This window comes from Acaryochloris thomasi RCC1774, from assembly GCF_003231495.1.
Lineage (GTDB): Bacteria > Cyanobacteriota > Cyanobacteriia > Thermosynechococcales > Thermosynechococcaceae > RCC1774.
Window position 1 is genome coordinate 393,674 of record NZ_PQWO01000003.1, and the last position, 14,041, is coordinate 407,714.

General features: G+C 51.7%; 13 protein-coding genes. 7 read left to right on the plus strand and 6 right to left on the minus strand.

Going from position 1 to position 14,041, the window contains the following annotated elements:
• Positions 1-88 precede the first annotated feature (88 nt).
• Positions 89-976, minus strand: coding sequence for an ABC transporter permease (locus tag C1752_RS07445; RefSeq protein WP_110985412.1), 888 nt, complete (start codon positions 974-976; stop codon positions 89-91).
• A 42-nt stretch (positions 977-1,018) separates the two neighbouring features.
• The gene (locus tag C1752_RS07450) at positions 1,019-2,038 is read right to left on the minus strand and encodes an ABC transporter ATP-binding protein (RefSeq protein ID WP_110985413.1); all 1,020 of its coding nucleotides are present in this window, start codon (positions 2,036-2,038) and stop codon (positions 1,019-1,021) included.
• A gap of 129 nt (positions 2,039-2,167) precedes the next feature.
• Between C1752_RS07450 and C1752_RS07455 the strand changes: the two genes are divergently transcribed.
• Positions 2,168-2,917, plus strand: a complete 750-nt coding sequence (locus C1752_RS07455; RefSeq protein WP_110985414.1) for a sulfite exporter TauE/SafE family protein — start codon at positions 2,168-2,170, stop codon at positions 2,915-2,917.
• A gap of 22 nt (positions 2,918-2,939) precedes the next feature.
• On the opposite strand, the gene C1752_RS07460 is transcribed toward C1752_RS07455, so the two are convergent.
• From C1752_RS07460 to glyA, 3 genes are all read right to left on the minus strand, one after another.
• Positions 2,940-4,190 (minus strand): competence/damage-inducible protein A, encoded by a 1,251-nt coding sequence (locus tag C1752_RS07460; RefSeq protein ID WP_110985415.1) that lies wholly within the window; start codon positions 4,188-4,190, stop codon positions 2,940-2,942.
• A gap of 8 nt (positions 4,191-4,198) precedes the next feature.
• Entirely contained in the window at positions 4,199-5,317 is a 1,119-nt protein-coding gene (locus tag C1752_RS07465; protein ID WP_110985416.1) for a glycosyltransferase family 4 protein, read from the minus strand.
• A gap of 136 nt (positions 5,318-5,453) precedes the next feature.
• A complete protein-coding gene (gene glyA, locus C1752_RS07470) occupies positions 5,454-6,737 on the minus strand; it encodes a serine hydroxymethyltransferase (protein ID WP_110985417.1) in 1,284 nt (427 codons plus the stop codon).
• Between the two features lie 259 nt (positions 6,738-6,996).
• Between glyA and C1752_RS07475 the strand changes: the two genes are divergently transcribed.
• From C1752_RS07475 to C1752_RS07500, 6 genes are all read left to right on the plus strand, one after another.
• Positions 6,997-7,200: a hypothetical protein gene (locus C1752_RS07475; protein ID WP_233501436.1), complete on the plus strand. Its 204-nt coding sequence runs from the start codon at positions 6,997-6,999 to the stop codon at positions 7,198-7,200.
• A gap of 74 nt (positions 7,201-7,274) precedes the next feature.
• Positions 7,275-7,754: a Tic20 family protein gene (locus tag C1752_RS07480; protein ID WP_110985418.1), complete on the plus strand. Its 480-nt coding sequence runs from the start codon at positions 7,275-7,277 to the stop codon at positions 7,752-7,754.
• 215 nt (positions 7,755-7,969) lie between these two features.
• On the plus strand, positions 7,970-8,287 hold the full coding sequence (gene rpsF, locus C1752_RS07485; protein WP_110985419.1) for a 30S ribosomal protein S6: 318 nt from the start codon (positions 7,970-7,972) through the stop codon (positions 8,285-8,287).
• Between the two features lie 149 nt (positions 8,288-8,436).
• Positions 8,437-8,964 (plus strand): Npun_F5560 family protein, encoded by a 528-nt coding sequence (locus tag C1752_RS07490; RefSeq protein WP_146242288.1) that lies wholly within the window; start codon positions 8,437-8,439, stop codon positions 8,962-8,964.
• A gap of 150 nt (positions 8,965-9,114) precedes the next feature.
• Positions 9,115-10,059, plus strand: a complete 945-nt coding sequence (locus C1752_RS07495; RefSeq protein ID WP_110985421.1) for a UDP-glucuronic acid decarboxylase family protein — start codon at positions 9,115-9,117, stop codon at positions 10,057-10,059.
• An 85-nt stretch (positions 10,060-10,144) separates the two neighbouring features.
• A complete protein-coding gene (locus C1752_RS07500) occupies positions 10,145-11,494 on the plus strand; it encodes a UDP-glucose dehydrogenase family protein (protein ID WP_110985422.1) in 1,350 nt (449 codons plus the stop codon).
• Between the two features lie 17 nt (positions 11,495-11,511).
• Here C1752_RS07500 and C1752_RS07505 read toward each other — a convergent pair whose 3' ends face one another.
• Positions 11,512-13,815: a COG1470 family protein gene (locus tag C1752_RS07505; RefSeq protein ID WP_110985423.1), complete on the minus strand. Its 2,304-nt coding sequence runs from the start codon at positions 13,813-13,815 to the stop codon at positions 11,512-11,514.
• Positions 13,816-14,041: the final 226 nt, after the last annotated feature.

The window sequence follows — 14,041 nt, forward strand, 5'->3', positions numbered from 1 at the left end:
ATCACACAGCTCCATCTGGTGAATAAAACCTTAGCTTCAGGGAGGACGACTTATGCAGGGCAAACCTCTAAAGCTCTGTGCTTTGGTGTTAGCTGAGACGACGGTATAACAGTCGCTGGATGCTGACAAGTGCGATCGCATCAAACCCAGCCAACAAGAGCAACGCACCACCCAAGCTGACAGACCCCCAAGGCGCATCCATCACAATGCTGGCAAAAGTCCAGTCGCTGTGGAGATAGAGATAGCGGATCGGTTCGATAGCAAAGCTGAGTGGATTAAGGCTAGACACAAACTGCAGCCAAGTCGGCATAAACGCCAGTGGAACTAACGCCGTACTGGCAAACAACAGGGGCAGATTTGTGACGAAAATAACTGCCAACAGCTCGATGTGACCCGGCAGGGCAAAAGAGAGCCCCAGACTGAGGGCCGTGACACCCAATACCAGCATCAGCACAATCAGTGCAACAACTGCTAGACCAGCCGCACCTGGTAGACCAGCCCCTAGAAATACGCTAGTGATCACAATAGCGACCGTTTGGATCAGGCTGAGCGTGGTAATAAAGATGGCAGAGGCCAGCACAATCGAAAATCGAGACGCCAATGGAGCCACCAGCAACCGATTGAGGAAACCAAACTCGCGGTCAAACATGACGGGCAAGCCAGCATTGAGCGCTCCACTGAAGGCTGTAAACACAATCACGCCCGCGCAAAGGAACTGCCCGTAGCTTTGGCTCGTGCCAAACAGTCCCTCAGGAACGTTTTGGAATAAAGCACCAAACAGAACCAGCCACATTAACGGTTGAATAATGCCTGCAATCAGGGTCGTCGGACGGCGCTTAAGCTGAATAAAGAGGCGGCGGGTCAAAGCCAGGGTTTCCTGGACAAATTCTCCAGAAGCGATGCCGGGCGTCGCCAATAGCTCAGCCCGAGAAGGAGCTGAGGCGTTCGAGGTTTTCGGATCTATTGTCGTTGTCATAGGAATATTTAAGCTTCAGTACTCGATTGAAGGGGCTAAAAACTAGCGCATATTCTGCTTGCGTTCTTTTTTTACATCCCGTTTGCCAGAGGCCGCCATTTCAGCATCCATTAGGGTTTGACCGGTGGCGGCTAGGTATACGTCATCAAGACTGGGCCGGGATTGGGCAATGCCAAAAACCGGCAGTCCGGCTTCTTTAAGCGCTTGCTGAATGGTGAGCAGCGCATCACTCTGAGGCGTGACCACTAAGTTCAAAGAGTTGCCTTGGGCGCCGTTAATAATCACGTCCTGAACAAACGGCATCTCGGCGGTCATTGACTTCGCTTGCTCGGCTTCATCATCAGAGGTGAATTCGCGAATGCGGAGAGTGATGCGATCGCCTCCAACCTTATCTTTTAGCTCCGAGGGACTGCCTTCGGCAATTACTTTGCCCTGGTCGATGATGGCAACGCTGTCAGCTAAAGCATCGACTTCTTCAAGGTAGTGACTGGTGATCAAAATTGTGGTCCCCTGATCGCGGAGTTCACGCAAAAAGTCCCAAATCACGACGCGGCTCTCAATATCGAGGCCCACGGTGGGCTCATCTAACACAAGAACGGCTGGCTGGTGCAGCAGGCCCGCCGCTAGATCTAGGCGCTTGCGAATACCGCCCGAGTAGGTACCGGTTTTCTTGTCAGAGAATTCTTCTAGGCTCAGCAGTTTGATGGCGGTCTGAATCCGCGATTCTATCTCTGCGGCGGGAATGTGATAGAGCGCCGCCTGAAGCTGCAGCATTTCTTTGCCGGTCAATACTTTATCGAGCGCGACTTCTTGGGCAACATAGCCTAAAAGTTGACGGGCGGCGCGGGGATGCTCTAGCACTGAGATCCCAGAGACTTCAACTTTGCCTGAATCTGGACTCGTGAGACTACAAAGACATCGGAGAGTTGTAGTCTTACCGGCTCCATTGGGGCCCAGTAAACCGAAGATTTGTCCGGGGGCGACTTCGAAAGACACATCTTTGACGGCATCAACGGTGCCGTAGCGTTTTTGAAGTTGTTCGATCAAAACGGCGGGAGCCATGATATCCCTTCTTTATGCAATTGACACACCTATTTAGTGTAGGTCGATTTATCCTGTTTGGGGATGGCTCCCGAAGATTCGCGGGGGGGTGAGCTATCAAAATAATTCATCAACGGAGTCTGTCTAGAATTGCTGACCGATCTTTTATCTACTCTGCCGCTGCAGCCGGCTCAACTTTTGGCTGCGCTAGCCATCATGACGCTCGGGGCAACCGTTCAATCATCGGCGGGCTTCGGTCTGGGGCTGGTCGCGGCCCCAGTCCTGCTACTCATTGATCCGATGCTAATTCCTGCGCCGCTGCTGATCTGTGGTGTAACGCTGGCGCTGATGCTCAGCATTCGAGATCGTAAGGGTCTTAATATTCAGGGCATCCAGATTGCTCTTGTGGGTCAACTGCTGGGGATTATCCCCGCCATTTTGATTCTGTCTGCGATCTCGCCCAAAGTTTTCGACTTGGTTTTCGCGGCTGTGCTGCTCGCGGCGGTGGCTGTTAGTTTATTAGGGCTATCCCTGAAGCCTACGCCGGAGCGTGTTTTTGTGGCTGGGGCATTATCCGGTCTCATGGCGACGATCTCTTCTGTCGGGGGTCCACCGATGGCCTTAATCTATCAGGGTTCGAAGGGACTGGAGTTGCGTGGCACTCTGTCGGGATATTTCACCCTTTCAGGGTCGTTCTCTCTTGTTGCCCTTGCCTTTGCGGGGCGATGCGGCTTGCAAGAGATGCAATTAGCGCTGCTGTTGTTGCCGGGGCTTATATTCGGTCTTATATTATCTGCGCCGCTAGCCGAGCGACTAGAGCAGGTAGAGACAAGACCGATTGTATTGGGGCTTTCTTTTTGCTCTGCGATCGCAGTCCTAATCAAAGCAATTTATACATAGATGCTTGCAATATACATAGACACTACAGAAGCTGTCGCCGCAGAACATCTAGGGCACGGGAGGTGCTGATCTTGCGAATCCAGTCTCGCCCTGGCAAGGCATTAATCTGATAGGACCAGCTTTGGGGCGGACCTTGAGGACCGGCAAGACCGACATACACCAATCCCACGGGTTTCTCTGGTGTACCGCCACCCGGCCCCGCAATGCCTGTCGTGCTGAGTCCCCAAGCGCTGCCGAATTGAGATCGCACCCCCTCGGCCATCTGCTCGGCTACCGCTGCACTCACAGAACCCGCTTCATCTAAGGTTTTGGATTTAACACCCAGCAAATCCACTTTGATGTTGTTGGCATAGGCCACCAAGCTACCGACAAAATAGCCCGAGCTACCGGGAATCGCCGTCAGCCGCTGTCCAATACCACCGCCCGTACAGGACTCTGCCACCGCGATTGTTTCCTGACGCTCCAGCAATCGCTGACCAACCACAGAGGCCAACGTGTCTGCATCAGCCCCATAGCAATCCACGCCGCACTGCTGTCTAATCTGTTGCTCAATGGGGGCAATAATAGCCGCAGCTTCAGCCTCAGAAGCTGCACGAGTAGAAATTCTCAGGCGCGCTTCTCCGTCAATAGCGTAGGGGGCAACAGTTGGATCGATTAAGTCAAAGACCGGCGCAACTTTCTCAGCTAGGTTCGATTCAGGAATACCAAAGAACCTTAAAACTCGACTGTAGATTTGGGCATCTCCCCATCCTTGTTTTTTGAGATAGGGCACCACCGTCTTGCACCACATATCCTGCATTTCGCTGGGCACACCGGGGAAAATGAGCAGGGTTAGCCCCGGTCGCGGTTCCCAAATCAGACCAGGAGCGCTGCCGGTTTCGTTGGGTAAAATATCTGCGCCCTGGGGTAAAAGCGCCTGCTTGCGATTGTTGGCGCTGAGGGCGTGGGGACTGTGGGCAAACTTTTGCTGGATGTCGGCGATAATTTCAGGACGTTCGACTAAAGGGGCCTGGAAGAAAGTTGCGATCGCATCGGTCGTCAAGTCATCCGGCGTCGGTCCCAGCCCTCCCGTAAAGATAATTAGGCTAGAGCGCTGGCAGGCAATTGCGATCGCCTGCTGCAGCCGTACAAGATTATCTCCCACCACCGTTTGGTAGTAGTGAGGGATACCTAATCGCGCCAGCTCCTGACCGAGAAATTGCGAATTTGTATTGAGGATTTCTCCAAGCAGCAGCTCGGTACCCACACAAATAATTTCAGCATTTGGAGACATGGCACAGCTCAGAGTGAGTCCTGATCAGAGACAGGATCCGATAGGGGTTGATCCGTTTTGGATAATTCGATCTTAAGCTGTTTTTTAGAGCGGACGACGCGCTTGAGCGCTTGCCAGCAGGCATAGACCAGCAGTAGTGTTGCGATCACAGCATAAACCTTGCCCCACGGAACCCCGGCATAGGCCATCGCGATGCTCCCAACCCAGAACGTCAGCGCATAGATAAACAAAACAATGCGCCGCTGAGACAGTCCCGCATCTAAAAGTCGGTGATGGAGATGACGCTTATCCGCCGCAAAGGGAGATTGACCGCGCAAAAGGCGATTGGCAACCACCGTTGACGTATCGAGAATCGGGACAGCCAGAATCAAAAACGGCAGCACCACCGCCACAGTCGTCACCGTCTTCACCAGACCAATTACGCCAATTCCCGCCAGCGTAAAGCCCAAGAAGTAAGCGCCGCCATCCCCCATAAAAATTTGGGCCGGATTGAAGTTATAGCGCAGAAAGCCTAGCGCTCCCCCTGCCAGCGCCGCCGCCAGAATAGCAGCAGCAGGCTGATTCATGAACAGACTGGTAATCAGCATCACCACCGCTGCAATCCCAGAGATGCCCGCAGCAAGACCATCCAAGCCATCCGTAAAGTTGATCGCATTGGTCATACCCACCAACCACACCAGCGTCACCGGCAAACTCCAAAGCCCCAGATTAATCAAGCTCGGCTCAATAAAGGGGACGGTGAAAAACTCAATGCGGACGCCCATGGTCCAGGCCATTGTGGCCACACCGAGCTGCATCACCAGCCGCGACTTGGCAGACAGCGTGAATAAATCATCCAGCAGCCCAATCACAAAAAATAGCAGCCCGCCGAAGGTAACCCCCCAGATTTCGTACTCAGAAGGGGGCGGCAGATACCCAAAGCCTCCGGCAAACCAGACCAGCATCAGCGCCGTCAAACTGCCTAAAAAGATTGAAATACCCCCCAGACGCACCATCGGGCGACTGTGTACTTTTCGGGGGTTCGGCAGGTCAACGTAGCCACTTTTAAGACCAATCTTCTTAACGATCGGCGTCGTCACAAGCACAACTAGAGCGGCCACAACGAAGGCAACTAGATGATAGGGCATCTATTAATAATGGCCTGGTTGATACGGCAGGTTGGCGGACTCGGCAACAGCTCCTCGACCGTTCGTTCTGACGTCTCTTCAGAACAGAGAAGAAAGTAAAGTCAGCCTTAGAGGATGTTGTGAGTCTCGTTATAGTCTAAGCGGTCACGGGCACCAGATTTTGCAAGTGGGGGTAAAGCGGGAAGCGATCGCAAAGCTGCCCCACCCGATCAATACAGGCCTGAGCCACCGACTCATCTTCAGGACTCAGGAGACGATCGGCAATGATATTGGCAATCTCAGTGAACTCCGTCACGCCCATGCCACGAGTCGTCATCGCCGGGGAGCCAAGTCGTAAACCACTGGTCACAAAAGGCGATTCAGGATCGAACGGCACCGTATTTTTATTGGTCGTAATTCTCACCTGACCCATGAGCAAATCAGCCTGCTTGCCGGTCATCCCAATGGACCGCAGATCCACCAGCATCACGTGGTTATCCGTGCCATCAGAGACAATCTTGAAGCCTCTCTCTTGGAGCTGCTTCGCTAGCGCTTGAGCGTTTTCAATCACGTGACCCGCGTAAGTTTTAAACTCAGGCTGCAGCGCCTCACCAAAGGCCACCGCCTTCGCCGCAATCACGTGTTCTAACGGACCGCCCTGCGTCCCTGGAAATACCGCCTTATCAAACTTTTTCCCAAGGTCAGGGTCGCGGGTCAAAATCAGGCCACCTCGAGGTCCCCGCAAAGTTTTGTGGGTCGTAGTGGTGACCACATCACAAATAGGAACAGGATTAGGATGATGTCCCGAGGCCACTAAGCCAGCAATATGAGCCATATCGGCCAGCAGGTAGGCTCCGACCTCATCAGCAATGGCGCGGAACTGTTCAAAATCAATAATGCGGGAATAGGCTGAATAGCCACAGATAATCATCTTGGGCCGATGCTCAAGGGCCACCTGACGAATCAGATCAAAATTGAGCTGCTCGGTTTCTGGATCGACGCCATATTGCACAACATTGAACCACTTCCCTGAAACGTTGACGGGGGAACCGTGGGTCAAGTGGCCACCGTGGGACAGATCCATACCCATGATCGTGTCACCAGGCTTCAGCAGCGCAAGGAAGACCGCAAAGTTGGCCTGTGCGCCGGAGTGGGGCTGAACGTTGGCGTGGGCAGCACCGAAGAGTTCTTTAACGCGATCAATGGCGAGCTGCTCCACCGTATCAATGTGCTCACAGCCGCCGTAGTAGCGTTTTCCGGGCAGACCTTCGGCGTATTTATTGGTGAGGACCGTGCCTTGAGCTGCGAGAACGGCTGCTGAAGTGAAGTTTTCGCTAGCGATCAGCTCTAGGTGATCGCGCTGGCGCTGCAGTTCTTGCTGCAGAATACCGGCAACGGTCGGATCAGTCGTTGACAGAATATCTAGGCTGGTTTGTGTCACAGGGCACCCCTTTTTCCAACTGGATAGCGTAAAAATAATCAAAAAGACAGCCAGGAATCTTGAGAAGAAACGGCCTGTTCGCCTCAGGCTAACATCTTACCTTGATCGGCTCGGTCATAAATTCAACAAAAAAGAGAAATGCTCAGCAGGATTCTCCTGAGAGCAACAGGCATATATTAAGTTCAACACACAGATCCCCTAATCTCTCTAAGTCTTGGCTAGAATAGGGTCTAGGGTCTTAAACTCGTCCCGGAGGTGTATGGTGCTGGTAATTGTCACAGAGGATCAACTGCTGCAGCCTCAGCTCATCTGTCAAAGCTGTGTGTTAGCAGATCGCAGCGGACGCCCGCGCTGGCATCAGGGTAAGTTAGATTGCGGCAGACCGGTGCCGTCTCCTCCTGAAGATCAGCCAGATCAATATCGCTGTCAGATGGGTTTTCGAGTCACGAACATTCAAGAATGAGCGTTAGCATAGATATTAGGATGAGTGGGCTGTAGCTCACTCCTACGTGAAGAAGACTTGGTGGAGAGCTATTTATGACCTGGCGTGGAACAACAACCGTAAGCGATCGCATCTTTGCAAGCTTGCCTTACCTCATTACACTCATGTACGGCATTGAATTTGGTCGTTCAGTGTTGGAGGTCGTTCCGGCACTAGGACAGGTCTTGTATCCCTTGATTGCACCACTTGCAATCATTTATGCCATTCCCTTTGCTAGCATCATTATCTTTTTTGCTCTGTTCCTATTGGTGGTCAGAAATGAGAAGATTAGCCACTTCATTCGCTTTAACACCATGCAGGCACTCTTGATCAGTATTGCGCTGTTCCTATGCCAATTGGTAATTGGGATTTTGAGCAACCTCGGCGGGAGCGTTGCTTCGATTATTTTAGTGCTGAACAACGCAATCTTTCTGGGCGTGTTAGCGGCCTTTTTCTATTCGGTGGTCCAGTCTTTTCGAGGGCAGTATGCCGAGATCCCGACCATTTCTGAAGCGGTCTATATGCAGGTGCGTTAAGTTCTAGTGCTTTCATGCTGCTGTAATTGCGACAGAAGCCTTACGTTTGCAAGAACAAGCCAAAATTTTAATGGAATTCTCCTTCAAACTGGTCTAGGATTATAGATCCTTGCTTTTGGTGTTTAGGTACCCAGCACTACCTCCTTAAAATAGGAGTCCCGGCTGCTGTACTGAGTCGTCAAAGGCCACTATGCTCATAAGGACAAAATTCAACAATGGTTTCCTACGAAACGATGTATATCCTCAGACCTGACGTCAATGAGGAGAAGTTAGACCAGGCAATTAACAAGTATCAAGATATTTTGCGCGAGAATGGCGTTGAGAATCTAGATACTCAGCACCGAGGTAAGCGCCGCTTAGCCTATGAGATTCAGCGCTTTCGGGAAGGGATTTATATCCAGATGAATTACGATGCACCCGGAGCTGCGATCGCAAAGATGGAGCGTGCCATGCGCATCAGTGAAGATGTGATTCGATATCTAACCCTGAAGCAAAGTCCGCCTCAGCCCCAAGATGCAGAAAACGACGATTAACTAATCTTGAGCAACTGCACATAAGCGTAAAATAGACCGAAGAGGGGTCAGCATTTATCGTGTCGGCTCCTTTTTGGTATGCAATGCCATAGGACTGCTGCCGTAGAGTATAAGAAGTTTATGCAGGAGCCAGCCGCTGGAGTTTTCAAATGATGAATCAACCACAGCAGGACCCTACCGCTTTAGAAAAAGAGCTTAAGCACCTGCGGCAGCAGCTCTCTGCCCGAGATCAGCTAGTGGATCAGCTTTCCTCTGAGTTATTTCGCCTCATTCAAGCCCACCCACCTCTGCTGGCCCCTGCAGCAGAGGTAACAACAGGACCACTCTCCCAGGTTGACCGGCTGCGCCAAGAGCTACAGGCTGTCGAAGAACAAATTGAATTCTACCAACAGCAGATCGACGATCGAGATGCTGAGATCAACCGCTTGCAAAACTCTTGTCAGTCCCTTAGTGAACGGAACCAAATGTTAGAGCGACTGATTCAAGAACTGCCCGAAGTCTATAAGCATCAGTTCTCAGACCGCCTCGATCAAGTGAAGAACAAAATGCAGTCACTCCAGACCGAGAATCAGCGCCTTTACTCACAAATCCAGCAAGAATCGACCGAAGAACAACCGGGAATTGCCCGACGCCTCCTGCCCTCTTTTGGTGGCCCCAAAAATTCCTCTACTTCATGAATATCACTGAGAGCTATTAAAAATAGCAACTGGACAAGAAGCCATACCCCAAACTGCTAGAATCATCTGAAACTTTGGTGTTGCCTTTTGGCAATTTCCTGTTCTGACCTAGAGCCTGTTTGCAGAGTTATTTTCATCACTGGCAAAACAATGAGAATTTTAGTCACGGGCGGGGCGGGTTTTATTGGGTCACACCTAATCGACCGCCTCATGGCGGCAAATCACGATGTCGTCTGTCTCGATAATTTTTACACGGGTCGTAAACAAAACTTACTCAAGTGGATCAATCATCCTTTTTTTGAGCTGATTCGACATGACATTACAGAACCCATTCGTCTCGAAGTTGATCAGATATATCACCTAGCTTGTCCGGCTTCGCCCGTTCACTATCAGTCCAACCCCGTCAAAACCGTCAAAACGAACGTGATGGGCACGCTCTACATGCTGGGCTTAGCCAAGCGGGTCAAGGCCCGCTTTCTTTTGGCCTCGACCTCAGAGGTCTATGGCGATCCTGCGGTACATCCCCAACCCGAAACCTACTGGGGTAACGTTAACCCCATTGGTATTCGCAGCTGCTATGACGAAGGTAAACGGGTGGCTGAGACTCTCACATTTGATTATCACCGTCAAAATCAAGTCGATGTTCGCGTAGCTCGAATTTTCAACACCTATGGCCCCCGAATGCTGTTCCAAGATGGCCGAGTCGTCAGCAATTTCGTGGCTCAGGCTCTGCAGGGCGAGGCGCTCACGGTTTATGGGTCGGGGGAACAGACCCGCAGCTTCTGCTACGTTTCTGATTTGGTTGAAGGGCTGATCCGGCTCATGAATAGTGACCAAACAGGACCCATCAACCTAGGGAACCCCGACGAATATACGATCCTTCAGCTTGCCAAACAAATCCAAAATCTTATTAATCCCGAAGCATCTATTAAATTTGAACCGCTGCCAATGGATGATCCCCAACGTCGCCGCCCAGACATTTCCCAGGCTCAGAAGCACCTAGGCTGGCAGCCGATGGTGCCACTTTCTGAAGGCCTTCAGCAAACCGTCGAGGATTTCTCCAATCGTCTATCGGATAGGGTAAGTCCAGCCTAGATTGCAATCTAGGTTACTGCTGAATGGACATTTCTATTGTTCTGTTGTCTGTAACATTATCTTTAATCTAGTGGAGTGTAAGTGCATGAAGGTCTGCGTAATTGGAACTGGCTACGTCGGTCTAGTAACCGGTGCTTGTCTTGCCCATGTCGGTCATCACGTCATTTGCGTTGACAACAATGCAGAGAAAGTCAAACTCATGCAGTCAGGGCAGTCTCCCATCTATGAGCCTGGGCTGTCTGAGGTTTTGCAGTCCGCTATCGCAGCAGGCACAATTGAATTTACGACGGACTTAGCTGCAGGGGTGCATCACGGTGAGGTGCTCTTTATTGCGGTCGGTACGCCACCATTACCCAGTGGCGAAAGTGATACACAGTATGTTGAGGCGGTGGCGCGAGGCATTGGCCAAAACCTCAACGGTGGCTATAAGGTCATTGTCAACAAATCAACGGTTCCCATTGGTTCTGGGGATTGGGTGCGCATGGTCATTGTTGATGGCTTGACAGAGAGTCAAACTGCGGCGAAAGATGCCAAATTTGATGTGGTCAGCAATCCTGAGTTTTTACGAGAAGGCTCGGCCATCTACGACACCTTCAATCCAGATCGAATTGTGCTGGGTAGCAATGTTCCTGAGGCAATTGCGATCATGAAAGAGCTCTATGCCCCCATTGTCAATCATGAGGCCAGTGAAGATAAAACTTTGCCGCCGGTGCCGGTTCTGGTGACGGAGCTGAATTCCGCTGAGATGGTGAAGTATGCGGCCAATGCTTTTTTGGCGACCAAAATTAGCTTCATCAATGAAGTCGCTAATATTTGCGATCGCGTCGGGGCTGACGTCCTCCAAGTCGCCCAGGGGATTGGTTTAGACTCTAGAATCGGCAACAAATTTCTGCAGGCAGGCTTAGGCTGGGGCGGCTCCTGCTTTCCTAAAGATGTGGCAGCCCTTGTCCATACCGCCGACGACTACGGCTATGAAGCAGTACTTTTAAAGGCAACCGTACAGACGAATCAGCATCAGCGGTTACTAGTGGTTGAAAAGCTGCAGCAGACCCTTAAGATTTTAAAGGGCAAAACCATTGGGCTGCTGGGACTGACCTTTAAGCCCGATACTGATGATATGCGTGATGCCCCCGCCCTTACCCTCACCGAAGCCCTCACCCGTCTTGGCGCCAAAGTCAAAGCCTATGATCCACTGATTTCTCAGTCAGAAATCCGTCACACTTTATCCAATATTACAGTTGAGGCAGATATCGAGAAACTAGCTGCTGGCTGCGATGCTCTCGTTCTCGTGACCGATTGGCAACAATTCCAGTCACTCGACTACAACCGATTGGCCTCATTGATGAACAATCCGATCCTCATTGATGGCCGCAACTTCCTCAATAAAGCAGCCCTCAAAAAAGCAGGTTTCAGCTACGTCGGCATTGGCCACTGACGATATCGTCGCCCGTCTTACCGTTTGCCAATGGCCACTAGCGTGTCGAGCTTCCAGAGAGGAACTCCTGAGCGCTGGGCCGCTTCAGACCGACTGTATCCCTGACGCAACAATCGAATTGCATCTTGGGTTTTTCGCCAAGTCGCACCGTTAATAGCAATCTTGCCATCATTGCGGGCCAACACTAGCCCCCGAATGATGGCGTTTGCCTCTGATAGCAACTCACTCGAAGGACGAGGCGGGGGAGCTGTCGCCACCGGCCTCTGACGGACCGGCGCAGGTTTGAACACGGGTTGGGCAGCAGGCGCAGGAGGACTTACTTTCGGTGAAGCTGGGCGACTCAAAGGCGAAGCAGGCGCTGGCTGCGGTGGACGAACTGCCACCGATTGAGGGGGGGGTTTAGGTGAAGCAGGCAAACTTTTAGCTGTTGACGGCTGATTTCGGAACTCAATGGCGACGGCCTGCTTGATTTGCTGACCACTCGCATCGACTGCCTGCAGAAAGAGCGTCCCCTTCTGAAAAAGCGGATTGAGCTGAACGGTGGTTTTTCCCACCGTGGGCACCGCACCAGGCGCTGGGAAAATAGCGGCCCTGACCTCATTACCGCCCTCTAGTTTCCAATCAAGATCCAGCTTGGCCTGAGGACCTAGCTTCGCCACATCATAAATGTACTTGTCCGTCACATCCTGACCATTAATACGGAAGCTCGCAATGCGCAGAGGCTGTGGATTCACCTTAATGGGGCCAGTAGCCTTCGGTGCCGTTGCTTTAGCCAGCCGCCCTTTAGGAAATGCCGTCAGCTTAAAAACATAATCGCCAGGTTGTTGGGTCTGGGTTGGCACTTGCTTGCAAATCAACATCTCCCCAAAGGAGCAGTGCTTTGCCAACGCTGGGGGTAGCTCACCAGACTGCAGATCATAGGTTCGCAATTGACCGTTCGAGCTTCTCAACTGAAGTTCTTTGATCCGCTGGGCGTTAGTAATCTCCCAATTGAGAAGGACACCGGCCTTGCTGTTCTCTGTTTTGCCCTGATTCGACGCCTGGGCAACTAAAACGCCCGTACTTTTTTGGTCAGAAGTGTATACGGTGTTGGGTGAGAAGAAAGCCACAACTTTAGGAACAGGGTTCGACTGGATGGCGACAGCTTCAGTCAGTTTTGAATCAGCAGGCTGAGTCACGGACCGCCGCCCAAAGCTCTGAAGTTGAAACCGGTGGAGTTGAGTATTGGGAATCGGCGCTAGAACATTTTTGCAGGTTAGCGTTTTTGGTTTGGATTCAGCGCTGAGTTGACAGAACCCACGCGCTGCATTTTTTTGACGCAATTTCTCAGGGATACCTTGGCTAAAATCAAGGGTTTGCAGCGTCTGCTGGCCAGTGCTATCTTGCCGCATCAGAACAAGCTTCTGGAGTTGCTTGGGGTTCTTAATTGTCCAGTTAAGGCGAACAGCCTCTTCCTGCGTTGCTTCAGAAGTAGCAATAACCTGCAGAGAGGCAATCTTGGGGACTTCTGACTGTCGCCCCCAAAATATCCCGATCAACGCAGCGGCAGCTGTAGCACCCAAAACCAGCGGCAATAGGAGCCGCGGCAGACTTCCCTGAAGTTGCCATGTCAGAGAGCCCTGGGGCAGCTTACTCGGCAGCGGCAACCCATCATGATCTTCTAAACCCAGCTCAAATTTTTCGCGGCGAGGACGTCCCCACTGAAAACGGGCCGGCTTTTTAGGCCGTACTTCCAAAGCTACATAGATTTCAGTCTCGGGTGCCAGATTAATTACGAATGGCTCTAGCGCATAAACTGCAAGACTTTTGCGATTAAGGCTTCGAACCTGAGCAGTGAGCTGTCGGTGGACAGAACCATTATTTTTTAGAAGAATCTGATAGTGCCCAACCTCTCCTCTAATGGCTTGGGACTTCGGTTCGAGCATCACCAGCAAATCATGGGCAGGCTCCACGTATAAATACACCGTTTGCTGCACGTCCATAGCATCAGAAAGGTGATCTGAGTGAAGAGCAAGCGTTAATTGCTGCCGTTGGGTCGGAGCCCCCTGGGGGGGGTGAATCTGAACCTGAACTCGGCCGACCTGCCCCGGCTCTAGTTCCAAACTGTTGAACTTCACGACCAAACCCGTCCAAACCTGAACATCTGGATAATGAATGGTGTAACAATTCTCAGGGAGTTGGCTACCGACGAGATGAAGACGCCTAACTTCGCTTGATTGATTCTCGATCGAGAGTTCAATCGTCAGCGTCTCGCCAATGGACAGGATGTGGGGATGCTCTGGGGTCGTAATGGGTGTGACGTCACACCTGAAATGACTCATGGTGAGTTAACTCAAACGATTGCGAACTGACGGCAACATCGGATCATAGGGCAGAACCAAGCGCAAACTAACTGGCTCTCGGCGCCGAGTCCCCCACCAACTTGGAGCAATCCCAGCACGTTGATCTTAGTCTCAAGCAGCTCTTGATTTTCCCCCTGCGATCAATTGGAACACTACCCAGTGTGATTGTGCAAGCACCCTTCGAGCATAGCTTCCCTCATTTTCT

Excerpts from the sequence above, each read along its gene's own strand:
- C1752_RS07505 (WP_110985423.1), bottom strand. The coding sequence starts at position 13,815 with ATGAGTCATTTCAGGTGTGACGTCACACCCATTACGACCCCAGAGCAT.
- C1752_RS07500 (WP_110985422.1), top strand. The coding sequence starts at position 10,145 with ATGAAGGTCTGCGTAATTGGAACTGGCTACGTCGGTCTAGTAACCGGT.
- C1752_RS07465 (WP_110985416.1), bottom strand. The coding sequence starts at position 5,317 with ATGCCCTATCATCTAGTTGCCTTCGTTGTGGCCGCTCTAGTTGTGCTT.
- C1752_RS07495 (WP_110985421.1), top strand. The coding sequence starts at position 9,115 with ATGAGAATTTTAGTCACGGGCGGGGCGGGTTTTATTGGGTCACACCTA.
- C1752_RS07450 (WP_110985413.1), bottom strand. The coding sequence starts at position 2,038 with ATGGCTCCCGCCGTTTTGATCGAACAACTTCAAAAACGCTACGGCACC.
- C1752_RS07445 (WP_110985412.1), bottom strand. The coding sequence starts at position 976 with ATGACAACGACAATAGATCCGAAAACCTCGAACGCCTCAGCTCCTTCT.
- C1752_RS07490 (WP_146242288.1), top strand. The coding sequence starts at position 8,437 with ATGATGAATCAACCACAGCAGGACCCTACCGCTTTAGAAAAAGAGCTT.
- C1752_RS07480 (WP_110985418.1), top strand. The coding sequence starts at position 7,275 with ATGACCTGGCGTGGAACAACAACCGTAAGCGATCGCATCTTTGCAAGC.
- rpsF (WP_110985419.1), top strand. The coding sequence starts at position 7,970 with ATGGTTTCCTACGAAACGATGTATATCCTCAGACCTGACGTCAATGAG.
- C1752_RS07460 (WP_110985415.1), bottom strand. The coding sequence starts at position 4,190 with ATGTCTCCAAATGCTGAAATTATTTGTGTGGGTACCGAGCTGCTGCTT.
- C1752_RS07475 (WP_233501436.1), top strand. The coding sequence starts at position 6,997 with ATGGTGCTGGTAATTGTCACAGAGGATCAACTGCTGCAGCCTCAGCTC.